Source organism: Streptomyces sp. NPDC002835, from assembly GCF_053591995.1.
The window spans coordinates 137,801-160,498 of the sequence record NZ_JBSFUW010000008.1 but is presented as its reverse complement, the minus strand read 5'-3'; the positions used below and the strand labels follow the sequence as shown (position 1 = coordinate 160,498).

At 73.7% G+C, this 22,698-nt stretch carries 22 protein-coding genes; 14 read left to right on the top strand and 8 right to left on the bottom strand.

Features of this window, described 5'->3' with window-relative positions:
- The first annotated feature begins 115 nt into the window (after positions 1-115).
- Both ACWD01_RS11560 and ACWD01_RS11555 read left to right on the top strand, forming a co-directional pair.
- Positions 116-1,432 (top strand): PucR family transcriptional regulator, encoded by a 1,317-nt coding sequence (locus ACWD01_RS11560; RefSeq protein ID WP_451160551.1) that lies wholly within the window; start codon positions 116-118, stop codon positions 1,430-1,432.
- A gap of 112 nt (positions 1,433-1,544) precedes the next feature.
- Positions 1,545-3,203, top strand: a complete 1,659-nt coding sequence (locus ACWD01_RS11555) for a sodium/solute symporter (RefSeq protein WP_451160549.1) — start codon at positions 1,545-1,547, stop codon at positions 3,201-3,203.
- Between the two features lie 38 nt (positions 3,204-3,241).
- Here the strand turns inward: ACWD01_RS11555 and ACWD01_RS11550 are convergent, their stop codons facing one another.
- Positions 3,242-3,874, bottom strand: a complete 633-nt coding sequence (locus ACWD01_RS11550) for a TIGR03085 family metal-binding protein (protein ID WP_451160547.1) — start codon at positions 3,872-3,874, stop codon at positions 3,242-3,244.
- An 85-nt stretch (positions 3,875-3,959) separates the two neighbouring features.
- Between ACWD01_RS11550 and hisI the strand changes: the two genes are divergently transcribed.
- From hisI to lgt, 11 genes are all read left to right on the top strand, one after another.
- Positions 3,960-4,322 (top strand): phosphoribosyl-AMP cyclohydrolase, encoded by a 363-nt coding sequence (hisI, locus tag ACWD01_RS11545; protein ID WP_264242792.1) that lies wholly within the window; start codon positions 3,960-3,962, stop codon positions 4,320-4,322.
- An 11-nt stretch (positions 4,323-4,333) separates the two neighbouring features.
- The gene (locus ACWD01_RS11540) at positions 4,334-5,836 is read left to right on the top strand and encodes an anthranilate synthase component I (protein WP_451160544.1); all 1,503 of its coding nucleotides are present in this window, start codon (positions 4,334-4,336) and stop codon (positions 5,834-5,836) included.
- Positions 5,836-6,483, top strand: coding sequence for a TIGR02234 family membrane protein (locus tag ACWD01_RS11535; RefSeq protein WP_451160543.1), 648 nt, complete (start codon positions 5,836-5,838; stop codon positions 6,481-6,483). The genes ACWD01_RS11540 and ACWD01_RS11535 overlap by 1 nt, the downstream gene beginning before the upstream one ends.
- Positions 6,484-6,621: 138 nt before the next feature.
- Positions 6,622-6,882, top strand: coding sequence for an HGxxPAAW family protein (locus ACWD01_RS11530; protein WP_451160541.1), 261 nt, complete (start codon positions 6,622-6,624; stop codon positions 6,880-6,882).
- Positions 6,883-6,965: 83 nt separating this feature from the next.
- Positions 6,966-7,580: a DUF2752 domain-containing protein gene (locus tag ACWD01_RS11525; RefSeq protein WP_451160539.1), complete on the top strand. Its 615-nt coding sequence runs from the start codon at positions 6,966-6,968 to the stop codon at positions 7,578-7,580.
- Positions 7,581-7,695: 115 nt separating this feature from the next.
- Positions 7,696-8,505: an indole-3-glycerol phosphate synthase TrpC gene (gene trpC, locus ACWD01_RS11520; protein WP_451160537.1), complete on the top strand. Its 810-nt coding sequence runs from the start codon at positions 7,696-7,698 to the stop codon at positions 8,503-8,505.
- Positions 8,506-8,512: 7 nt separating this feature from the next.
- Positions 8,513-8,761, top strand: coding sequence for a tryptophan biosynthesis modulator TrpM (gene trpM / locus ACWD01_RS11515; protein ID WP_451160535.1), 249 nt, complete (start codon positions 8,513-8,515; stop codon positions 8,759-8,761).
- Positions 8,762-9,151: 390 nt separating this feature from the next.
- Positions 9,152-10,444, top strand: a complete 1,293-nt coding sequence (gene trpB, locus ACWD01_RS11510; protein WP_451160533.1) for a tryptophan synthase subunit beta — start codon at positions 9,152-9,154, stop codon at positions 10,442-10,444.
- The gene (gene trpA / locus ACWD01_RS11505) at positions 10,441-11,256 is read left to right on the top strand and encodes a tryptophan synthase subunit alpha (RefSeq protein ID WP_451160531.1); all 816 of its coding nucleotides are present in this window, start codon (positions 10,441-10,443) and stop codon (positions 11,254-11,256) included. The genes trpB and trpA overlap by 4 nt, the downstream gene beginning before the upstream one ends.
- A 33-nt stretch (positions 11,257-11,289) precedes the next feature.
- Positions 11,290-12,174, top strand: coding sequence for a DsbA family protein (locus tag ACWD01_RS11500; protein ID WP_451160529.1), 885 nt, complete (start codon positions 11,290-11,292; stop codon positions 12,172-12,174).
- A gap of 109 nt (positions 12,175-12,283) precedes the next feature.
- Positions 12,284-13,210: a prolipoprotein diacylglyceryl transferase gene (gene lgt / locus ACWD01_RS11495; protein ID WP_451160527.1), complete on the top strand. Its 927-nt coding sequence runs from the start codon at positions 12,284-12,286 to the stop codon at positions 13,208-13,210.
- A 289-nt stretch (positions 13,211-13,499) separates the two neighbouring features.
- Here the strand turns inward: lgt and ACWD01_RS11490 are convergent, their stop codons facing one another.
- From ACWD01_RS11490 to ACWD01_RS11460, 7 genes are read right to left on the bottom strand one after another with little or no spacing between them, the layout of a single operon-like run.
- Positions 13,500-14,300: an HpcH/HpaI aldolase/citrate lyase family protein gene (locus tag ACWD01_RS11490; protein ID WP_451160525.1), complete on the bottom strand. Its 801-nt coding sequence runs from the start codon at positions 14,298-14,300 to the stop codon at positions 13,500-13,502.
- Complete coding sequence (locus tag ACWD01_RS11485) at positions 14,297-15,502, bottom strand: CaiB/BaiF CoA transferase family protein (protein ID WP_451160523.1); 1,206 nt, start codon at positions 15,500-15,502, stop codon at positions 14,297-14,299. The genes ACWD01_RS11490 and ACWD01_RS11485 overlap by 4 nt, the downstream gene beginning before the upstream one ends.
- On the bottom strand, positions 15,499-16,386 hold the full coding sequence (gene rbsK, locus ACWD01_RS11480) for a ribokinase (protein WP_451160521.1): 888 nt from the start codon (positions 16,384-16,386) through the stop codon (positions 15,499-15,501). The genes ACWD01_RS11485 and rbsK overlap by 4 nt, the downstream gene beginning before the upstream one ends.
- On the bottom strand, positions 16,383-17,789 hold the full coding sequence (locus ACWD01_RS11475; RefSeq protein WP_451160519.1) for an ADP-ribosylglycohydrolase family protein: 1,407 nt from the start codon (positions 17,787-17,789) through the stop codon (positions 16,383-16,385). The genes rbsK and ACWD01_RS11475 overlap by 4 nt, the downstream gene beginning before the upstream one ends.
- Complete coding sequence (locus ACWD01_RS11470) at positions 17,786-18,988, bottom strand: ADP-ribosylglycohydrolase family protein (RefSeq protein WP_451160517.1); 1,203 nt, start codon at positions 18,986-18,988, stop codon at positions 17,786-17,788. Before ACWD01_RS11470 ends, ACWD01_RS11475 begins: the two co-directional genes overlap by 4 nt.
- A gap of 56 nt (positions 18,989-19,044) precedes the next feature.
- Positions 19,045-20,400 carry an ADP-ribosylglycohydrolase family protein gene (locus ACWD01_RS11465; RefSeq protein WP_451160515.1) on the bottom strand — a complete coding sequence of 452 codons (1,356 nt, stop codon included), beginning with the start codon at positions 20,398-20,400 and terminating at the stop codon, positions 19,045-19,047.
- Positions 20,397-21,422, bottom strand: a complete 1,026-nt coding sequence (locus tag ACWD01_RS11460; RefSeq protein WP_451160513.1) for an ADP-ribosylglycohydrolase family protein — start codon at positions 21,420-21,422, stop codon at positions 20,397-20,399. Before ACWD01_RS11460 ends, ACWD01_RS11465 begins: the two co-directional genes overlap by 4 nt.
- Positions 21,423-21,640: 218 nt before the next feature.
- On the opposite strand from ACWD01_RS11460, the gene ACWD01_RS11455 reads away from it, so the two are divergent.
- Complete coding sequence (locus ACWD01_RS11455; protein ID WP_451160511.1) at positions 21,641-22,369, top strand: VIT1/CCC1 transporter family protein; 729 nt, start codon at positions 21,641-21,643, stop codon at positions 22,367-22,369.
- The last annotated feature ends 329 nt before the right edge of the window (positions 22,370-22,698 follow it).

Below are 22,698 nucleotides of genomic sequence, written 5' to 3'. Positions count from 1 at the left end.
CCGTAAACCCCTGGGTACCGACCGGGCGGTATGCCATTCTGCGAGCGTCAGGTAGATCCGGCGTGCCCGAGGTCAGGGTTCGCCGGAGCGAGCCGACTCTTGGTGGAGGCCGCCCATGTCGAATCTCGTCCGTTCGCGCGTCAGAGCGGTGCCCGCCCCTCATGCGGCCCCGCACCGCACCCGCTCCCTGCTGGACGCGGACGCGCTCGCCGTACTGCACCGTGCCGCACAGGTGCTGCTGGACGACGTCGTCGGTCTGACCACCACCCTGGTCGGCGAGCTGCGCGAGCAGGAGCCCGCGTACCGGGCGGCGATCGACGCCGACGCGTCCGAGGTGTGGCAGGAGGTGCACCAGTCGCTCCGGCACAACGTCGCCTCGCTGATCCGCCCCCGGGAGTGCCGGGAGATCGCCCGGCGCACCTCGCGGTCGATCGGCGCCTACCGGGCCGAGCAGGGCATCCCGCTCGACGCGGTGCTGCACGCGTTCCGGATCGGCGGTGCGATGGTCTGGCAGGGACTGGTGGACGAGACCGCCCGACGCCACCCGGAGGACGTACGGCTGCTCGTCCATGTCGCGGCGGACGTCTGGAACTTCGTCGACGAGCACTGCGCCGTCGTCACCGACGCCTACCGGGAGACCGAGCGCCGGATGGAGTGGCGCCGCGAGAACCGGCTGCGGCTGACGACCTCGGCGCTGCTCGACGGCACGGCCCGCATCACCGACCTGCCCGACGCCTCGGCGCTGCTCGGCGTCCCGCAGGACGGCCGCTTCGTGGTGATCGCGGCCGCCGCCCCCCACCCGCACCCGGCGGGCCCGCCGGTCACGCTGCCGCCGGGCGTCCCCGTGGTGTGGCACTCCACGCCGGAGGCGGAGCTGGGCATCGTCCACCTAGCGGACCCGGACCGCCGGCCGCCGTCCGGTGCCCCCGAGGGCGAGGAACCCGCCGCCGCATCCGCGGGGCCCCTGGACCCCGCCGCGCTCGCGGCGGGCGTGGAGGCCGCGCCCGGCGTCCGCGTGGGCATCGGCTCGGTCGTCGTCGGGCTCGCCGCCGTCGGCGAGGGCCGCAGACTTGCCGCCACCGCCCTGCGGGCCTGCCCCCGCACCGGCGGAGTGGTCCTTCTCGACGACCACCTCCCCGCCGCCGTCGTCGTCTCCTCCCCGGACCTCGGCCGCGCGCTCACCGAGCGCGTACTGGGACCGCTGTACGGGATCGACTCCGCCGACCGCGACCTCCTCGTCGACACGCTCACCGTCTGGCTCGACGCCGAGGGATCCGCGCAGCGCGCGGCCACCCGGCTCTATTGCCACCGCAACACGGTCCTCAACCGGCTCCGCCGCTTCGAGCAGCTCACCGGCCGCTCACTGTCCCGGCCGTCCGACGTCGTCGAGGTCTCCCTCGCCCTCACCGCCCGCCGACTGCTGGAGCCCTAGGGGCAGTTGGGGTGTGACGCCGCACACCCCCGACTGCCCGCGGCTGTGTACGGGCACCGAAGCCGGACCGGCCGCTGTACGCGGTACCGGCCCCACTGGTGATCTACCCGGCATGTCATCTGATATCCACCTGGTCGGACCCATGGCGTCGGGTGCCGGGTTCGAGGGCCGCTCCCTCGCCCTCGTCGTCTTCCTCGCGTTCGTCACGGTCTCGCTGCTGCTGTGCGGCCTGGCCGCCGCCGACCAGGACGACCCGGAGCACTTCTACGCGGGCGGCGCCACCCTCGGCCCGGTCGGCGGCGGCCTCGCCGTCGCCGGGGACTACGTCTCCGCCGCCACCCTGCTCAGCACCACCGGCTCCGTCGCCCTCGTCGGCGCGGACGGCATCCTCTTCGCCATGGCCACCGTCGCCTCGCTGGTCCTGGTGATGCTGGTGCTGGCGAAGCCGCTGCGCGGCGGCGGGATCTACACGCTCGGCGACTTCCTCACCGAGCGGCTCGCCGACCGCTCCGTCCGCGTGCCCCTCGGGATCGCCGCGATCGTCGTCCTGTTCCCGCTGCTCGTGGTCCAGCTCGCCGTCGCCGGCAAGATCATGACGTCCATGTTCGGCCTCCCGCCCGGCGCCCTCATCGGATGCACCGTCGCCGGCGGCGCCCTGATGATCTGCTACTCGGCCTTCGGCGGGATGCGCGGCACCGGCTACATCCAGATCCTCAAGACGGTCGTCGTGGTCGCCGTGGTGGTGCTGCTCGCGGGCATCGTGCTCAACCGCTTCGGCTGGTCGCCGTTCTCGCTGTTCGACGCGGCCCGGCAGAACAGCCCGGGCAGCTCGTACGCCCTGCCGGGTCTGCAGTTCGGGCGCGGCTTCTTCGGCTGGCTCGATCTCACCGGCTTCATGCTCACGCTCGTCCTCGGCGCCGCCTGTATGCCGCACATCACCATGCGGCTGCACCCCATGCGCGGCGCGCGCAGCGCCCGCCGCGCCGCCGGCTGGGCCGTCGGGCCCGTCGCCGTGCTGTGCGCCGGCGTCGTCGTCATCGGTCTCGGCGCGGCCGCTCTCGTCGGTCAGAAGAACATCGCCGCCGTGGACCCGGGAGGCAGCTCGGCGCTGCTCATGGTCACCACGGCACTCGACCCCGAGGCCGGCGGCCCCCGGCACAGCCTGCTGTTCGCCGTGGTCGCCTGCGCCGTGTTCATCACCACCCTGTCCACGGTCGCCGGGATCACCCTCGCCGCCGCGTCCGCCTTCACCCGCGACCTCGCCGGGCAGACGCGCATCGGCGGCCGGGGGCGGCGCTCCATGGCCGGGGAGGTGCGCCTGGCGCGCTGGGCGGTCGCCGTCGTCGGCGCCCTCGCGGTGTTCGCCGCGACGCAGACGATCGGACGCAACCCGCAGGTGCTGCTCTCGTTCGCGTTCGCCGGGGCCGCGTCCGTGCTGCCGCCCGTACTGCTGTACGCGATCTTCCGCCGGCACTTCACGGCCGGCGGGGTGCGCTGGGCGGTGTACGGGACGCTGCCGCTGATCGCCGTGCTGATGGTCTGGTCACCGGCGGCGTCGGGCACGCCGACGTCGCTCTTCCCCGACATGGACTTCCACTGGTTCCCGCTCCACACGCCGGGCCTGGTCACCATCCCGGCCGGCTTCCTGCTGGCGCTGGCCGGCTCGGGACTCCTGTGGCGGCGCCCCGCGCCACAGGCCGTACCTCCGGCGCTTCCGGCCACGGCCCCCGAACCGCAGGACGCGTACGCCGAGTGGGCCAGGGGCCGCTGACGGCACGGGAGCGGGGTGACCGGCTGAGCGGGGTCGCACTAGAAGCCGAGTGCGGCCCCGCTCAGCCGGGTGATCGCGTCCTTGTCGCCTTCCAGGTCGACCTGCGCGGCCTCCTGCCGGCCGAACGCGAACAGGGTCAGCTCACCCGCCTCGCCGGTCACCGTCACCACCGGAGTGCCCTTGTGGGCCACCACCGTCTGGCCGTTCGACCTGCGCAGCACCAGACCGACGGGCGACTTCCGGCCGAGCAGCCTGGCGGCCTTCTCCAGCCGCGACCACAGGGCGTTCTCGAAGACACGGTCCAGGGAGCGCGGCGTCCACTCCGGCTGCGCCCGGCGCACGTCCTCCGCGTGCACGAAGAACTCCACCGTGTTCGCGGCCTCGTCGATCTGCTTGATCCCGTACAGCGACATCCGCGGCGGGCCCGTCCGGATGAGATGGACCAGCTCGTCGTAGGGCTTCTCGGCGAACTCCGCCTGGATCCGCGCCGCCCGGTCCTTCAGCGCGTCGAGCAGTATCCCGCCCGCCGCGTCGGGCCGGCGCTCGCGCATCACCACATGGGCGGCGAGATCCCGGGCGCGCCAGCCGTCGCACAGGGTCGGCGCATCCGGGCCGACCGCCTCCAACAGGTCCGCGAAAAGGAGCCGTTCACGCTTGGCATGGGTCGACATGGCCGCCAGCGTACGGCGGGGGCACCGGGTCCGCCCAGTGGACGCACCGCCCGCCCACCGACTTCGGCACGGCACAATGGCGGGTATGACCAGCAGTGTCCCCGCCAGCAGCCTCGACCCGGCCGTCGCCGCCCGCCTCAAGCGGAGCGCCGACGGGCTGATCCCCGCCATCGCCCAGCAGTACGACACCGGTGAGGTGCTGATGCTCGGGTGGATGGACGACGAGGCGCTGCACCGCACCCTGACCACCGGCCGCTGTACGTACTGGTCCCGCAGCCGCCAGGAGTACTGGGTGAAGGGCGACACCTCCGGGCACGTCCAGCACGTCAAGTCCGTGGCCCTCGACTGCGACGCCGACACCGTGCTGGTCAAGGTCGACCAGGTCGGCGCCGCCTGCCACACCGGTGCCCGCACCTGCTTCGACACCGACGTACTGCTCGACAAGTAGGGTCTGGCGCCATGGATCTCGAGACGTTCCGCAAGCTCGCCGCCGACCGCCGCGTCATCCCCGTCAGCCGCCGGCTGCTCGCGGACGGTGACACCCCCGTCGGTCTGTACCGCAAACTCGCGGCGGAGCGCACCGGCACGTTCCTCCTCGAATCGGCGGAGAACGGCCGCTCGTGGTCCCGGTACTCCTTCATCGGCGTACGTTCCGACGCCACCCTGACCGTCCGCGACGAGCAGGCGCACTGGCTGGGCAACCCGCCGGTCGGCGTCCCCACCGGCGGTGACCCGCTGCGCGCGCTGCGCGAGACCGTCGAGACCCTGCACACCCCGCACGACCTGGCCTCCGGGATGCCGCCCTTCACCGGCGGCATGGTCGGCTACCTCGGCTACGACATCGTGCGGCGGCTGGAGCGGATCGGCCCCGGCGAGCGCGACGACCTGAAGCTCCCCGAGCTGACCATGCTCCTCACCTCCGACCTCGCGGTCCTCGACCACTGGGACGGCACGGTCCTGTTGATCGCCAACGCGATCAACCACAACGACCTCGACACCGGCGTCGACGAGGCCTACGCCGACGCGGTCGCCCGGCTCGACGCCATGGAGGACGACCTCGCCCGGCCGCTCGCCTCCCGGCCCGCCGCGCTGCCCGCCTCCGAACTGCCGGAGTTCTCCGCGCTGTGGGGCGGCACCGACTACCAGGCGGCCGTCGACGACATCAAGGAGCGCATCCGGGCCGGCGAGGCCTTCCAGGTCGTCCCCTCGCAGCGGTTCGAGACCCCGTGCACGGCGAGCGCGCTCGACGTCTACCGGGTGCTGCGGGCCACCAACCCCTCGCCGTACATGTACCTCTTCCGCTTCGACGGCTTCGACGTCGTCGGCTCCAGCCCCGAGGCCCTGGTCAAGGTCGAGGACGGGCACGCCATGGTCCACCCCATCGCCGGCACCCGGCCGCGCGGCGCCACGCCGCAGGAGGACAACGACCTCGCGGACGAACTGCTCGCCGACCCCAAGGAGCGCGCCGAGCACCTGATGCTCGTCGACCTGGGCCGCAATGACCTGGGCCGCGTCTGCGAGCCCGGCAGCGTCGAGGTCGTCGACTTCATGTCGATCGAGCGGTACTCCCACGTGATGCACATCGTCTCCACCGTCACCGGCAGGGTCGCGGACGGCCGTACCGCATTCGACGTGCTCACCGCCTGCTTCCCCGCGGGCACCCTCTCCGGGGCGCCCAAGCCGCGCGCCATGCAGATCATCGACGAGCTCGAACCGTCGCGCCGCGGCCTGTACGGCGGCTGCGTCGGCTACCTGGACTTCGCCGGCGACTCCGACACCGCCATCGCCATCCGCACCGCCCTGCTGCGCGACGGCACCGCCTACGTGCAGGCCGGAGCCGGTGTCGTGGCCGACTCCGACCCGGTCGCCGAGGACACCGAATGCCGCAACAAGGCGGCCGCGGTGCTGCGCGCCGTCCACACGGCCAACCGCCTGAGTGATCGGGCGGCCCGTAAGGGATAGTGGGGAGCGTGACTGCTGTACCCGTACCCCAGCCCCGAGCCGCAGCCGCGACGGCCGCCACGAGCAGCCGCCGCAGCCTGGCCGCCACTCTGTTCCTCGGCGCCGCCGGCGCGACCGTCGTCCTGCTCGCCGCCGGCCGGGTCTGGGCGGAGGGCACCGCGTCGGTGGGCGGCGGGTCCGTCCCCCTCGACGCCAGCGGCTCCGACGTCACGGGTGTCCCGACGGCGCTCGCGATCGTCGGCCTCGCCGCGCTGGTCGCCCTCTTCGCGGTACGCCGCGCGGGCCGTCTCCTCGTGGCCGTGCTGCTCTCCCTGAGCGGCGCCGGCGCCGCCACGGCCGCGCTGCTCGGCGCGTCCGGCTCCGGCGCGCTCGACGAGCAGGCCGCCCGCACCACCGGCGACGCGGCCGCCACCGTCGAGGCCCTGTCGCACACGGTCTGGCCGTACGTCACGGCCGCCGGCGGTGCGCTGATCCTGCTCGCCGGACTCCTCGCCCTCCGGTTCGGCCGTGCCTGGCCGTCCATGTCCGGCCGCTACGAACGCGACGGCACCCCCCGCGCCCGCAAGGAGCGTCCGGTCGACCCCGACCGCCCCGAGGACCTGTGGAAGGCCCTGGACCGCGGCGAGGACCCGACCCGCGAACGATGACCCCGGTTCCGGCGCCGCACCGCGGCCCGAACCGACCCCGGATCGGCCGACGCCCCGGCGTACGGAAGAATGACGGCGAGCGTCCGGCTCGGTACGAGCACCGGCTCACGACATCGCACTGGAAACGAGGAGCAACTCATGGCGGGCAGCAGCCACGGACACACCCCGGCCGCCTGGACCGGCAGCATCATCGCCTTCACCGGCTTCTGCGTCGCAGGCGTCTTCATGGTGGTGAACAGCCCGGTCGGCTTCTGGGCAGGCTGTGCGCTCATCCTGCTCGGCGCGGTCGCCGGCGGCGCCATGAAGATGGCCGGCCTCGGCACGCCGAAGGAGCCCACCGAGGTGGTGGAGGCCCGCAACCGCGCGGCGGCCCGTGAGAGCGAGAAGGCGACGGCCTGAACCACGCAGGGCGGATGTCGCACGACGGCGCAGCACGGCACGGCCGGGCTGCGCCGCTGCCGTTGAACGTGGACAATCAGCGCGTGGACGCCATGCCTTCTTCTCCCGCCCCCGTTCCCGTGGATCCGGCCCCCGCGCCCGGCGGGGCCGCGCCGCCCGTCAGCGCCGTCCCGCAGCCGTCCGGCCCGGGGACCGCACCCGGAGAGTCCCCGCCCGGCCCGGCGGGACCGTGGGCCGGTTGGGCCCCGCCCGGCGGACCCACCGGCCGCCCCGCGCTCCCACCGCCGCACCCGCCCCACGCGTCGCTCGCACGCCGCCTCGCCGCCCCGCTCGGCATGCTCGCCGGCATCGCCGCCGCCTTCGCGTACGTCGGGACCGTCGACCCGAACGAACCCGGCCACTACCCCGCCTGCCCGCTGCTGCGCTACACCGGCATCTACTGCCCCGGCTGCGGCGGACTGCGCAGCGCCCACGCGTTCATCCACGGCGACCTGGGCACCGCGTTCGGCGCCAACGCCGCCGCCACCGCCGGCTACCTCGTCTTCGCCCTCGTGTGGGTGGCGTGGCTGATTCGCTCCGTACAGAACCGCCCGCTGCGGATCAACGTCGCCGCCGGCTGGTGGTGGGCCCTCGGCGGGGTGCTGGTGATCTTCAGTGTGGTGCGGAACCTGCCGTTCGGCTCCGCGCTCGTGCCATGAAGTCCCAGGTAGTGGGACAGGCCGCGACCGGATGCGGGCCCTGGGCCCTGCTGCGGATACCATCGACATGGCTGATCCTGATCCATCAACACCGTCCCGGAAGGGGGCCGCTCGCGTGAGTGTGCTCGACGAGATCATCGAAGGTGTGCGCGCCGACCTGGCAGAGCGGCAGGCGCGCGTCAGCCTCGACGACCTCAAGGAGCGCGCCGCCAAGGCCCCGGCTGCCAAGGACGGCGTCGCCGCACTGCGCGGCGAGGGCGTCAAGGTGATCTGCGAGGTCAAGCGCTCCAGCCCGTCCAAGGGCGCGCTCGCCGCGATCGCCGACCCGGCCGGACTCGCCGCCGACTACGAGGCGGGCGGCGCGGCCGTCATCTCTGTGCTGACCGAGGAGCGCCGCTTCGGCGGATCGCTGGCCGACCTGGAGGCCGTGCGCGCCAAGGTCGACATCCCGGTGCTACGCAAGGACTTCATCGTCACCGCGTACCAGCTGTGGGAGGCGCGGGCGTACGGCGCCGACGTCGTCCTGCTGATCGTGGCCGCCCTCGACCAGGAGGCCCTGGTCTCGCTGATCGAGCGCGCCGAATCGATCGGCCTCACCCCGCTGGTCGAGGTGCACGACGAGGACGAGGCCGAGCGGGCCGTCGACGCCGGGGCGAAGATCATCGGTGTCAACGCGCGCGACCTCAAGACCCTCAAGGTCGACCGCTCCACCTTCGAGCGGGTCGCCCCCGAGATCCCGGCGCACATCGTCAAGATCGCCGAGTCGGGCGTCCGCGGCCCGCACGACCTGATCGCCTACGCCAACGCCGGCGCGGACGCCGTGCTCGTCGGCGAGTCCCTGGTGACCGGCCGCGACCCCAAGTCGGCGGTCGCGGACCTCGTGGCCGCGGGAGCGCACCCGGCCCTGCGGCACGGCCGGAGCTGATCCCGACATGACCACCGCCCGCCGCCGCCGTCCCGGTCAGACCCCGGGCTCCGCGCTGCGCCGGGCGGGCACCGGAGCTGTCTCCGGCGCGCCCCGCGACCCGTACGCACGCCTCGCCCGCGGCTGCCGCCCACGCGGCTGCCGCGCGCCGGCGCGGCGGGTGCACGGGCGGCGCGTGCGGTACGTCATCGGGGACGAGCCCGGCCAGGTCAACGGCATGCGATGGCGCGGCGCGCTTGCGCGCACTGGCCGCTAGGCCTTCAGGCGGGGGTGTTTCCCCTCCTCGCCCCTTCCCGCTGTACCGGACATGCGGCTCCGCCGCGTGGCGGGGCAGGCCCCGGACCCCGTACGGCCTTCGGCCGTGCCCTCAATCGCCGGGCGGGCTTGAGTTGCCCGGCAACTTCAGCCTCGCCGGCGATTGAGGCGCGGGTTCGGGGCGGAGCCCCGACGAGACCGGCCAGTTCCAGCCCCGCCTGGGGGCACCTCCCACGGCCGCCAGGCCGTAGGGGGAGTTTGAGGCGCGGGTCCGGGCAGAGCCCGGTCTCGGGAAGGGGCGGGTAGGGGAAGACGCCCCGCCCGCACACGCTTCGCTTCCGTACACCCGACACGTCCCGGGCCCACCGGCCCGACAAGGAGCTGCGTCGCCATGTCCAGCGACTACTTCATCCCCGACCCGGAGGGTCAGGTCCCGAACACCGACGGCTACTTCGGCGCCTTCGGCGGAAAGTTCATCCCCGAGGCCCTCGTCGCCGCCGTCGACGAGGTGGCCGTCGAGTACGACAAGGCCAAGTCCGACCCCGCCTTCGCCGCCGAGCTCGACGCACTCATGGTCGACTACACGGGCCGGCCGAGCGCCCTCACCGAAGTGCCCCGTTTCGCCGAGCACGCCGGCGGCGCGCGGATCTTCCTCAAGCGGGAGGACCTGAACCACACCGGCTCGCACAAGATCAACAACGTGCTGGGCCAGGCCCTGCTCACCCGGCGGATGGGCAAGACCCGCGTCATCGCGGAGACCGGCGCCGGCCAGCACGGCGTCGCGACCGCCACCGCCTGCGCCCTCTTCGGTCTCGAGTGCACCATCTACATGGGCGAGATCGACACCCAGCGCCAGGCCCTGAACGTCGCCCGGATGCGGATGCTCGGCGCCGAGGTCGTCGCCGTGAAGTCCGGCAGCCGCACCCTCAAGGACGCCATCAACGAGGCGTTCCGCGACTGGGTCGCCAATGTGGACCGTACGCACTACCTCTTCGGCACGGTCGCCGGCCCGCACCCCTTCCCTGCCATGGTGCGCGACTTCCACCGGGTCATCGGCGTCGAGGCCCGGCGCCAGATCCTGGAGCGGGCGGGGCGCCTGCCCGACGCGGCCGTCGCCTGCGTCGGCGGCGGGTCGAACGCCATCGGCCTGTTCCACGCCTTCATCCCGGACTCCGGCGTCCGGCTGGTCGGCTGCGAGCCCGCCGGCCACGGCATCGAGACCGGAGAGCACGCCGCGACCCTGACGGCAGGCGAGCCGGGCATCCTGCACGGCTCCCGTTCCTACGTCCTCCAGGACGACGAGGGCCAGATCACCGAGCCGTACTCGATCTCGGCCGGACTGGACTACCCGGGCATCGGCCCCGAGCACTCGTATCTGAAGGACTCGGGACGCGGCGAGTACCGCGCGGTCACCGACGACGCGGCGATGCAGGCCCTGCGGCTGCTGTCCCGCACCGAGGGCATCATCCCCGCCATCGAGTCGGCGCACGCGCTGGCCGGCGCGCTCGACCTCGGCCGTGAGCTCGGGAAGGACGGGCTGATCCTGGTCAACCTCTCCGGCCGGGGCGACAAGGACATGGACACCGCGGCCCGTTACTTCGGGCTGTACGACACCGACGCCCAGGTCGAGGCCGACGCCTCCGCCGACAACGGCGCCGCCGAGATCCAGGGGGACGCGAAGTGAGCGGCAACATCCGGCTGCTGAGCGACACGCTCGCCGCGGCGAAGAACGAGAAGCGCGCGGCGCTCGTCGCGTACCTGCCCGCCGGCTTCCCGACCGTCGACGTCGGGATCGAGGCGGTCAGGGCCGCGTTCGACGGCGGCGCCGACGTCGTCGAGGTCGGTCTGCCGCACAGCGACCCGGTCCTCGACGGGCCCGTCATCCAGACCGCCGACGACATCGCGCTGCGCGGCGGAGTCCGGATCGCCGACGTCATGCGCACGGTCCGCGAGGCCCACGCCGCCACGGGCAAGCCGGTCCTGGTGATGACGTACTGGAACCCGATCGACCGCTACGGCGTCGAGCGGTTCACCGCGGAGCTCGCCGAGGCGGGCGGCGCCGGGTGCATCCTGCCCGACCTGCCCGTCGAGGAGGCCGGACTGTGGAGGGAGCACGCCGAGAAGCAGGGCCTCGCCACCGTCTTCGTCGTCGCGCCCAGCAGCAAGGACGCCCGCCTCGCCAGGATCACGGAGGCGGGATCGGGTTTCGTCTACGCGGCGTCGCTCATGGGCGTCACCGGCACCCGTGAGTCGGTCGGCGAACAGGCCCAGGACCTGGTGCGCCGCACCCGGGCCACGACCGACCTGCCGGTCTGCGTGGGCCTCGGGGTGTCGAACCCGGCACAGGCCGCGGAGGTCGCGGCGTTCGCCGACGGTGTGATCGTCGGCTCGGCGTTCGTCAAGCGGATGCTCGACGCGCCCGACGACGGCGCGGCCGTCGCCGCCGTCCGGGAACTGGCGGGCGAACTGGCGCGGGGTGTGCGCGGCACGGCGTAGCTCGTACGAGTGGATCAGGGACCGGGGAGGCGCATGGGCGCCTCCCCGGTTCGTTTGCGGGGTGTGAGCGAGAACCAAGAGCCAAAGCGGGTCGCCCGCGAGCGACTCCAGCAGGAACGGGCGCGGGAGAAGGCGCGCGAGAAGCGACGCAGGACCCTCATCGTGGCGTCGGCCGTCGTGGCGGTACTCGGCCTGGCCGCGGTGATCGGCCTGATCGCCGCCAACAGCGGCAAGGACGACGACGGCGCGCCCGAGGCCGGGCCACTGCTCGCGCCGAGCGGTGCGCAGGGGGAGGAGCAGCTCGCGATCCCGGTCGGCGCGACCGACGCCCCGTCCACCCTCACGGTGTGGGAGGACTTCCGCTGCCCGGCCTGCGCCCAGTTCGAGAACGCTCTGCGGGAGCCGATCCACGAGCTGGAGCAGGCCGGCCAGATCAAGATCGAGTACCACCTCGCCACCATCATCGACGGGAACATGGGCGGCAGTGGTTCGCTGCGCGCGGCGAACGCGGCGGCGTGTGCGCAGGACGTCGGAAAGTTCGTCGAGTACCACGACGTGCTGTACATGAACCAGCCGCCGGAGCCGGACGACGCCTTCGCCGACAACGGCAGGCTGATCGAGCTCGCGGGGAAGGTCGAAGGGCTCGACACCCCCGCGTTCCGCAGCTGTGTCGAGGAGGGCAAGCACGACGCCTGGGTCGAGAAGTCGAGCGCGGCGTTCCAGGCGGGCGGCTTCCGGGGCACGCCGACCGTGCTGCTCAACGGAGAGTCGATCTTCCCGACGAAGGGCGAGGAGCAGATCTCCGTCGCCAACTTCAAGAAGTGGGTCAAGGAGGCCAACAAGAACAAGCCGCCGGGCAGCCGGCGCCCGGCGACGCCCGGCACGGACGGCGGGAGCCCGTCGGCCCCGGCCTCCTGACTCCAGGCCGGGGTCAGGGGCCGGCCCCTGACGGGCACGGGCTCGTTACCCAGAAGTTGCCGGGCGGGTTGCCGTCGGTCCCGCCCGGCAGGGTAGCGTCGGACCTGCCATGGACATCGCCTACATTCCCAGTCCGTCGACCGGAGTGATCCATCTTGGACCGCTTCCGCTGCGCGGCTACGCGTTCTGCATCATCATCGGCGTCTTCGTAGCCGTCTGGTACGGCAACCGGCGCTGGGTCGCCCGCGGCGGCAAGGCCGGGACGGTTGCCGACATCGCCGTCTGGGCCGTGCCGTTCGGCCTGGTCGGCGGTCGGCTCTACCACGTGATCACCGACTACCAGCTGTACTTCAGCGAGGGTGAGAACTGGGTCGACGCCTTCAAGATCTGGGAGGGCGGCCTCGGCATCTGGGGCGCGATCGCGCTGGGCGCGGTCGGCGCCTGGATCGGCTGCCGCCGGCGCGGCATCCCGCTGCCCGCGTGGGCCGACGCGCTGGCTCCCGGTCTCGCCTTCGCTCAGGCGATCGGCCGCTGGGGCAACTGGTTCAACCAGGAGCTGTACGGCCGCGAGACCGACCTGCCCTGGGCGCTGAGGATCACCGAGGGCGCGAACCGCGAGCCGGGCCTCTACCACCCGACGTTCCTGTACGAGTCCCTGTGGTGCATCGGCGTCGCCCTGCTGGTCATCTGGGCCGACCGGCGCTTCAAGCTCGGCCACGGCAGGGCGTTCGCGCTCTACGTCGCCGCGTACTGCGCGGGCCGCGGCTGGATCGAGTACATGCGCGTCGACGACGCCCACCATATCCTCGGCCTGCGGCTGAACGTCTGGACGTCCATCCTGGTCTTCATCCTGGCGGTCACGTACATCGTGATCTCGGCGCGGCTGCGGCCGGGGCGCGAGGAGATCGTGGAGCCGGCGGCGGTGGAGTCGTCCAATGAGGACGACGGCGCTTCGTCTTCGGAGACGGACGAGGCCGGTACGGCGCAGTCCGAGGACGCGCCTGCGGACGCGGCGGAGTCCCCCGGCAAGCCATAACGCCTGCGGCGGGCGTGTTCCCCGAACCGGGCTCCGCCCGGACCGCGCCTCAAACGCCGGCCGGGCTGACACAGTCAGCCCGGCCGGCGTTTGAGGCCACCGCGCGGAGCGCGGTACGAGGTTCGGGGCGGAGCCCCGACAAGACCGGAAGACCCAGCCCCGCCTGGGGGCACCTCCCACGGCCGCCAGGCCGTAGGGGGAGATTGAGGCGCAGGGGTCCGGGGGCAGCGCCCCCGGTTCGCGAAGGGGCGGGTAGGGGAACACGCCCCGCGCAGCGGCCCCACCCCCGTCACCCCACCTCCCGTTCCGCCAGCGCCAGCGTCCGCCGCGCCGTCGCGACCACCGCCGCGTCGACGAAGCGCCCGTCCGGCAGCGCCAGCGCACCCGCGTCGGACGCCGCCGCCTTGACGATCTCCTCCGCCGCCTGGATCTCGTCCCGCGTCGGCCTGAAGGCCCGTTCGATGACGGGCAGCTGACGCGGGTGGATGGCGGCGCGGCCCAGGAAGCCGAGGGACCGGCCGTGGGAGCAGGAGGCGTAGAGGCCGTCGAGGTCGAGGATGTCGGGGAAGACGGACTGGGACGGCGGCGCGAGACCGGCGGCCCGGGCGGCCATCACCAGGCGGGTGCGCGGCCAGTCGAGACCGGCGTCGCCGCGCAGGCCGAGGTCCGCGCGCAGGTCGGACTCGCCGAGCGCGATGCCGGCGACCGCCTGGTGCGCGGTGGCGATCGCGTACGCGTGCTCCACCCCGAGCGCCGACTCGATGAGTGCGTACAGCGGGACACCCGGTGCGCGGCCCGCGATCTGCTGGATGTCAGTGGCGTATGCGACCTTGGGGATACGCAGTGCACTGAGGCCCGGCAGCTCCGCGAGGGCCTCGACGTCATGGGGGGAGTTGATGCGGACATGGACGGGGAGAGGCTGCGGGTCCGACAGCAGGTCGACGGTGGCGTCCAGGGCGTAGGGCTTGCGCCCCTGGGCGACGGCGTCCTCCAGGTCGACGATCACGATGTCGGCGTCGGAGGCGAGGGCCTTGCGGACCGTTTCCGGGCGGTCGCCGGGGGCGTAGAGCCAGGTCAAAGGGATGGTCACAGCGCTCCCTGGGTGCGTAGTGCGGCGATGTCCGAGGGGGTCATACCGAGTTCGGCCAGGACGTCCTCTGTGTCGGCGCCGTGCGGCCGGCCGGCCCAGCGGATGGAGCCGGGCGTCTCCGACAGCCGGAAGAGCACGTTCTGCATACGCAGCGGGCCGAGCTCCGGGTCCGGGACCTCGGTGATGGTGCCCAGCGCGCGGTACTGGGGATCGTCCATGACGTCGCGGATGTCGTAGACGGGAGCGATCGCGGCCTCCGCCTTCTCGAAGGCACAGGTCGCCTCCTCGCGGGTGCGGCGGGCGATCCAGCCGCCGACGGCGGCGTCGAGTTCGTCGGCGTGTTCCGCGCGGCCGCTGCCGGTGGCGAACCAGGGTTCGTCGACGAGCTCGGGCCGGCCCACCAGGCGCATGACGCGTTCGGCGACGGACTGGGCGGAGGTGGAGACGGCGAGCCAACTGCCGTCGGCGGTGCGGTAGATGTTGCGCGGGGCGTTGTTGCGGGAGCGGTTCCCGGTGCGCGGCTGCACATATCCGAGCTGGTCGTACCAGAGCGCCTGCGGTCCGAGCATCGCCAGGATCGGTTCGATGATTGCCATGTCCACGACCTGCCCGCGGCCGGTGGTGGTGCGGGCGGCGAGCGCGGTCATGACGGCGTAGGCGGAGGCCAGCGCGGCGACGGAGTCGGCGAGACCGAAGGGCGGCAGGGTCGGTGGGCCCTCCGGTTCGCCGGTGGCGGCGGCGAAGCCGCTCATCGCCTCGGCGAGCGTGCCGAAACCGGGCCGGTGGGAGTACGGGCCGAACTGCCCGAAGCCGGTGATCCGGGTGAGGACCAGCCGCGGGTTGGCCGCGCTCAGCTCGTCCCAGCCGAGCCCCCATTTCTCCAGGGTGCCGGGGCGGAAGTTCTCCACGACCACGTCCGCCGTCGCCGCGAGCCGCAGCAGGGTGTCCCGGCCGCCGGGGGCGGACAGGTCGAGGGTGATGGTCCGCTTGTTGCGGCCGAGGACCTTCCACCACAGGCCGATCCCGTCCTTGGCGGGGCCGTGGCCGCGGGAGGGGTCCGGGCGGGTGGGGTGCTCCACCTTGACGACGTCGGCGCCGAAGTCGCCGAGCATCGTGGCGCACAGCGGACCGGCGAAGAGGGTCGCGAGGTCGAGGACGCGCAGTCCTCGCAACGGAAGGGAGGAGGACGAGGGCGCGCTCATGAGGCGGCGTCGATCTCGGACCGGTACGGCATGGAGGAGGACGCTCCCGGGCGCTGGACGGACAGGGCGGCGGCCGTGCTTGCCCAGGCCAGGCACTGCGCGACGGGCTTCTTCTCGCCGAGCGCCACGGCCAGGGCGCCGACGAAGGTGTCACCCGCCGCGGTGGTGTCCACGGCGGTCACGGAAGGAGCGGGCACGGTGATGGGTTCACTGCCGCGGGCCGCGTACAGACAGCCCGCCGCGCCCAGGGTGATCACCACCTCGGGGACCTGCCGCAGCAGTTCCTGCGCCGCGGAGTGCGGGTCGGCGACGCCGGTGAGGGTGGCCGCCTCGTGCTCGTTGGGGACGAGGAGGTCGGTGGCGGCGAGGAGTTCGGGCGGCAGCGGCTGCGCGGGGGAGGGGGTGAGGACGGTCCGCACCCCGTGGCGGCGGGCGGCCTCCGCGCCGTCGAGCACGGCGCTGAGCGGGAGTTCGAGCTGGAGGAGGAGGGTGTCGCCGCCGGCGATGAGGGCCTCCTCCCCGGGGGCGAGGGAGGTGACGGTGCCGTTGGCGCCGGGGATGACGACGATCGCGTTGCCGCCCTCGTCGTCGACGACGATGTGCGCCGTGCCCGAGGGGCCCTCCGCGGTCCTGAGCAGGTCGGTGTCGATGCCGCAGGATTCGAGCGTGTGCCGCAACTGCTGGCCGAACGGGTCGGAGCCGATCGCCCCGATCATGGCGACCTCGCCGCCGGCACGGGACGCGGCGACGGCCTGGTTGGCGCCCTTGCCGCCGGGGATCGTGCGGAACTCGCGTCCGGTGACGGTCTCCCCGCGCTGCGGCGCGTGCGCGACGAAGGCGACGAGGTCCATGTTGGTGCTGCCGAGCACCACGATGCCGGTCATGGGCGGAGGGCCTCCTTGAGCGTGAGTCGGGCGAGGGTGTCGAAGCCGACGCCGTCGAAACCGGCGACCGAGGTCGACAGCCGGTTCTTCAGCGGGGCGGTCCAACGGTCGGGCAGGGCCTCGGGGTGTCCGGCCAGCAGCCCCGCGAGGGAACCGGCCGTCGCGCCGTTGGAGTCGGTGTCGAGCCCGCCGGAGACGGCGCGGCAGATGGAGCCGGAGAAGTCTCCGTCGGCGTGGGTGAGGGCGGCGACGAGCAGCGCGGCGTTGGGCAGCACGTGCACCCAGTGGTAGGCGCCGTACGCGCGGTGGAGGCTGTCGACGGCGTCGGCGAAGTCGGTGTGCGTACGGGCCGCTTCGACGCCGAAGCGTACGGCCGCGGCGAAGCGCGAGCGGGGCGGCACGACGGTGAGGCCGGTGGCGATCGCCTCATGGACGTCCACGGCGCCGCTCGCCGCGGCGGCGAGGGCGGCCGCGATGAACATGGCGCCGTACACCCCGTTCGCCGTGTGGGTGAGCGCCGCGTCCCGGTACGCCTGGGCGGCGGCGGCCGTGGGGTTGCCGGGATTGGTCCAGCCGTGGACGTCGGCGCGGATGGCGGCGCCGATCCACTCCCGGAACGGGTTGCGGTGAGCGGCGGTGAGCGGAGGCTCGATGCCGCTGAGCAGGTTGCGGTAGGCGACGCGTTCGGCGGTGAACGTCCGCCCGGCGGGCAGCTCGTCCAGCCAGAGCCGGGCGAGGTCGGCGGTGGCGAAGTCCCTGCCGTGGCGGCGGAGCAGCAGCAGACCGAGCAGGGGGTGGTTGAGGTCGTCGTCCTCCGGCATCCCGTCGATGTTCTCAGCGAGCGAGTTCGCGGCGCTGCGCCGGTTCCAGGGGTGCGCGGCCGCCAGGTCCGCGGGCAGGCCCCTGGCGGTGAACCAGGTGGTGAGCGGCCAGTTCCCGGTGGCGCGGGCGATGTCGCGGATCGCGTGCAGCGGCAGCTTCTCGACGGGCTTGCCCAGCAGACAGCCGGCGGCGCGCCCGAGGCAGGAGGCGTGCAGCGCATCCTGCGACACCGGGACCGCGGCCGGGGCGGTGGGCCGCATCTTCTCCTCCGGCAGCCCGGCGGGCGCGGTCGCCCAGGCGGGGGCGGCGGCCCTGATCGCGGCGAGCGACGTGGGTTCGTCGCACGCCAACGGAGAGGGAAGGGCGTCCAGTTCGGACAGCAGCGTCTCCGCCAGCGCCCGCAGCGCCGGGGTCGCCCCGGCGGGCGAGGCGCCCGCGCGCTCCGGAGCGGGCGCACCGCCCGCCGCCAGCCAGCGGTCGCGGACGGCTGCCGCGTCCCTGCCGTCCTCCTCGGCCTGGCGCAGTTCGTGGCCGATCAGATCCTCCGGCTGCACCCAGGTCACCCGCAGCGCGCCGGTCATCGCGCGGTGACCGTCAGGGACGCGAACGCCGCCTCGTGGGCCCGGCGGCGTTCTGTGTCACGGGCGTAGATCTCCCTGGTCACTGCCGCCAGTTCGGCCGCCGGGGCGTGCAGGTCGACGCGGCTCGCCCCCGCGACCCGCTCCGCCCACTCCGCGGGCACGGCCGCCGCGCCGTGCAGGGCCCCGGCGATCGCGCCGGCCATCGTCGCGATGGAGTCGCAGTCCCGGCCGTAGTTGACGGAGGCCAGGACCGTACGCCGGTAGTCGCCGTCGCCCACCAGCAGCATGCCGAGCGCGATGGGCAGTTCCTCGATGGAGTGGAGACGCGAAGGGCGGCGGGCGCCCAGGGACGGGTTCCGGTAGTCGGAGCCGACGGTGTCGAACGGCGCGACCGCCGCCCGCAGCGGTGTCAGCGCCGACTCGAAGTCGGTGTACCGCGCGGCCGTTTCCGCGACCGACTCGATCGCCGCCTGGGTGCCGTCCTTCGCCAGCGCCGCCGCCGTCTCGACGACCGACGCGGGCGTGGCGCCCGGCAGGCACGCCGCGGCGACGGCCGCCGCGAACACGCCCGCCGCCTCCCGCCCGTACGACGACTGGTGCGCGCCCGCGACGTCGACGGCCTCGGCGTACGCGGCCGCCGGGTTGGCCGCGTTGACCAGCCCGACCGGCGCCATGTACATCGCCGCGCCGCAGTTGACGATGTTGCCCGAACCCGCCTCGCGCGGGTCGTGGTGCCCGTAGTGCAGCCGGGCGACGAGCCACTTCTCGGCGAGGAACAGCCGCTGCAGGGGGATCGCCTCGGCCTCGAGCTCCGGGATCCAGCGGGGGTTGGTGATGAGGTCGGGGACGAGATGGTCGGCCACGGCGTACGCGTCGAGGTGGTCGCGGACCGTGGCGTACACCCCGATCAGCGCGTGCGTCATCAAGGTGTCGTCGGTGATGTGGCCGTCGCCCTTGTGGTACGGGGCGATGGGGCGGGCGGTGCGCCAGTCGTCCCCGTGCCAGGGGCCGACGATGCCGGTGATCCGCCCGCCGTGGCGCTGAAGGATCTGCTCGGGCGAGTAGCCCTCGACGGGGCCGCCGAGAGCGTCACCGACAGCGGCTCCGACCAGGCTGCCGGTGATCCGGTCGTCGAGGGGGAGAGTCGGGGAGGCCGCCGTCTGCGCTGCCGTGCCGGGCGCCGCCGTAGTCGTCGTCATGCCCGAATTGTCCACCTGGGGCGGCCGTGTTCGGCGTACCGCGCGCCGGGTTTCTGCTAACGGGTGCCCGGCGGTGGGCCGGTCGCGGGTCCGGCCGCGTGCCCGGTCGCGGGGCGCCGCAGCGCGGCTTCGAGCTGTGCCGCGAGTGCGACGAGATCCGTTCCGGCCAGGCGGGGCAGGGCGCAGCCCGCGAGCGTCCGGCAGGCGTCCCGCCAGGTGGCGGGCAGAGACGCACCGCCGCCGAGCGCCCCGGTCAGCGCGCCCGCCAGAGCGGGCGCGGAGTCCGCGACACGGGAGAGGCAGACGGTTGCCGGCACCGCCTCGGCCACCCGGCCACGCGCGGCGGTGGCGACGGCGAGCGCGACCGGCACGGTCTCCGCGGCGGCGATGCCGTAGCTGTAGACGTGGTCGACGATCTGGTGCTCCAGCAGCGGTACCAGTTCGAAGGCGCCCGACGCGTCGCGGGCCAGCTTGACCGCGAGGTGCGCGTTGCGGCCGATCTCGGTGGCCTCGGGGAGTTCGGCGAGCGCGGCGTCGACGGCGTCGTCCACGTCCGCGCCGCCGAGCGCGGCGGCGACGGCGGCGGCCATGGCGCGGGCGCCGTGCACCCCGTCGCCGTCCTGTGTGTACCGCGCGTCGAACTCGGCGAGCACGGCGGCCCCGAGAGGGTCGCCCGGATGGACCGCGGCGAGTACGACGGCCCGTACACAGGCGGCGTCGTCGAAGTAGTGCGGGTTGTCGTGACCGGTCGCCGGGGGCCGCAGACCGGTCGCCAGATTGCCGAGCCCTGCGTGCACGGAGATCCGGGCCCGCAGGGGCAGCACGGCGGACTCGACCTCGGGAGCGCGCTCGGCGGCCGCGGCGACCAGCCCGGCGAGGGAGTTCCACGCGAGGTCGATCGCGGCGCGCAGCCGGCGGGCCGGGGCCAGGTGGAGGAAGGGCTCCCCGGCGGCGGCGAGCACGGTCCGGGCTGCGAAGGCCGCCCATTCCGCGTCGTCGGAGGGGCCGAGCCGCAGGGGCTCCGGCGGCTGGTTGAGCGCGATGGGGACGGGCAGCGTCGTCGTGGCGTTCTGCTCGGCGAAGGTGTCGAGCTCACGGGTGAGGCGCCGGGTCCACTCCGGCATACGCGCGGCCCGGTGCCGGGCGGCCGGCCACCCGGCGGCGTCACCGGCGGCCAGCCCGAGGAGCAGCCCCTCGATCCGGCGTGGACCGTCCGCGGGCGCCGCCTCCGCCGCGCCGGCGCCGCGCGTGATGGGCCGCGCGGTCGGGGAGCCTCCGACGGCCCGGTCCACGAGTGCCCGGTGCCCGGCCGCGGCAGCCCCGTCGTTGGCCACCGTGTCCCTGGCCCGTGTCCCGGTGTCGGTGATGCCGGCCTCCGCGCCGCCCGGCGCGGGGCCGGGGCCCGGCGTCACGGTGTGTCGCCCGGGTCTTCGTCCGGGGTCAGCAGGTCCGCGATGTCCAGGACGTGGTAGCCGCGCATCGACGGGAGGCAGCTGCCGCGGACCGGCGCGATCGCCGACGCCCAGCTCTCGGGGATCGCCGCCGAGCCGGCGACCGAACCGGCCAGCGCGCCCGCGACCGCCGCGGTGGTGTCCGCGTCGCGGCCCATGTTGACCGCCGTCAGCACCGACGCGCGGAAGTCGCCCCGCGCCGCCGCGAACGCGCCGAACGCGAGGCCGACCGCCTCCGGCGCCAGGTCCGTCCACGGGTAGCCGCCGATGACGACCGCCGAGCGGACCGCCCGCTCCATGGACAGGGCGTCCGGATACGTCCGGCCGGCGGCGACGATCGCGCGGCGCATCGAGCGGGCGGTCCAGGAGTCCATGGGGACGACGGACAGCGCCGCCCCGATCACCCCCGCCGGTCCCGCGCCGCCCATCGCCGCCGCCACTCCCGCCGCGACGGCGCGGCCGCCGTAGATGCCCTCGCCGTCGTGGCTGACGCTGCCGTCGATCGTGACCAGCCGTGCCGCTTCGGCGGGCCGGCCGGCCGCGAAGACGCCGAAGGGAGCGGCGCGCATGGCCAGGCCGTCGCTCCAGGCGTGCCGGTGCTGGGCGGAGATCGGGGCGGCGAGGCCCCGTCGGAGGTTCTCCAGGGTGCCGCGCTCGCTGAAGCCCGCGCCCCGGAACGGCCCTTCGTCCAGGTCGGCGATCCAGTGGTGCCAGGCCGCCTCGACATGGGCCACGGTGAGCGCGGAGCCGTGCCGGGCGAGCAGCAGGCCGGAGAAGATCGCGTACTCGGTGTCGTCGGTGCCCGCGGGGTCGTCGCTCACGAAGTCCTCGATACGGCCCCACCGGCGGCGGATCTCCGAGGGCCGCATGTTCTCCGCGGGGGCGCCGAGCGCGTCGCCGACCGCCAGGCCGAGGAGTGCGCCGCGGGCCCGGTCGGACCGGGTGGTGACGGGACCGGAACCGGACGCTGTCAGCACTTCCATGAAGGTCCCTTCGCGCGCGCGAGCCTTGTTCCCCGATCTGTGCCACGAGCCGCCCGACCTGAGTCGAAGAAGCGTTTCTGTCACCCACTTCGCCCACCCCCCGCGGGCCCAGGTAAGTAAAGCCTGCCTTGCTGGTACGCCCCTTACATTCGGCGTATCTTCGAGGACGTCGAAGGGGGGCGGGGCCGACCGGGCAGCCGCCGGAGAAGGGGAGAGCCGTGTCCATCATCGAAAGCGAAGCCGCACTTCACGTGGCGCACCGCGACAACCACACCCACCGTGATGTGAGCGGCGGGTGGCTGCGCCCGGCGGTCTTCGGGGCGATGGACGGACTGGTCTCCAACCTGGCGCTGATGACCGGTGTCGCGGGCGGCGCGGTCTCGCAGCAGACCATCGTGATCACGGGCCTGGCCGGGCTCGCCGCGGGCGCGTTCTCCATGGCCGCCGGCGAGTACACCTCCGTGGCCTCCCAGCGCGAACTGGTCGAGGCCGAACTGGACGTGGAGCGCCGCGAGTTGCGTAAGCACCCGGTCGACGAGATGGAGGAGCTGGCGGCGCTGTACGTCGCCCGGGGCGTGGAGCCCGCGCTCGCCCGCGAGGTCGCGATGCAGTTGTCGCGGGATCCGGAGCAGGCGCTGGAGATCCATGCCCGCGAGGAGCTCGGGATCGACCCCGACGACCTGCCCTCCCCGGTCGTCGCCGCGGTCTCCTCCTTCGGGGCGTTCGCGCTCGGCGCGATGCTGCCGGTGCTGCCGTATCTGCTCGGTGCGAGCGCGCTGTGGCCCGCGGTGCTGGTGGCCCTGGTCGGGCTCTTCGCCTGCGGCGCCCTCGTGGCGAAGGTCACGGTCCGCAGCTGGTGGTTCAGCGGGCTGCGTCAGCTGGCCCTCGGTGGTACGGCCGCCGCGGTCACCTATGGCCTCGGCACGCTCATCGGCGCCGCGGTGTAGGCCACCGGCCCTTCGGCACCGCACCGCACCGGCTCCCCGTGAGCCGGTGCGTTCGCATTTTCCGGCTCTGTCACGGACCCTGTGACGTACGTCCTGCCGCGAAAAGGCGTCCAGGTGAGACAGTATGCAAGGCGCAACATAAGTAGCCGTTACTCGGTGGTTTCGATTACGAAATCCCGGGGCATGAGCCGTAAGCGCTGTGGGCAACGAAGCCTGCTCTGCGCAGGCCCTCCGGACGTCGATCTGTCCGTTGCGGCCCACCTTCACCGCTTGGCGCGGTGTCCGCATGCTGGAATGAGCTATCCGCTTCGCGAGAAGCACTCCATCAT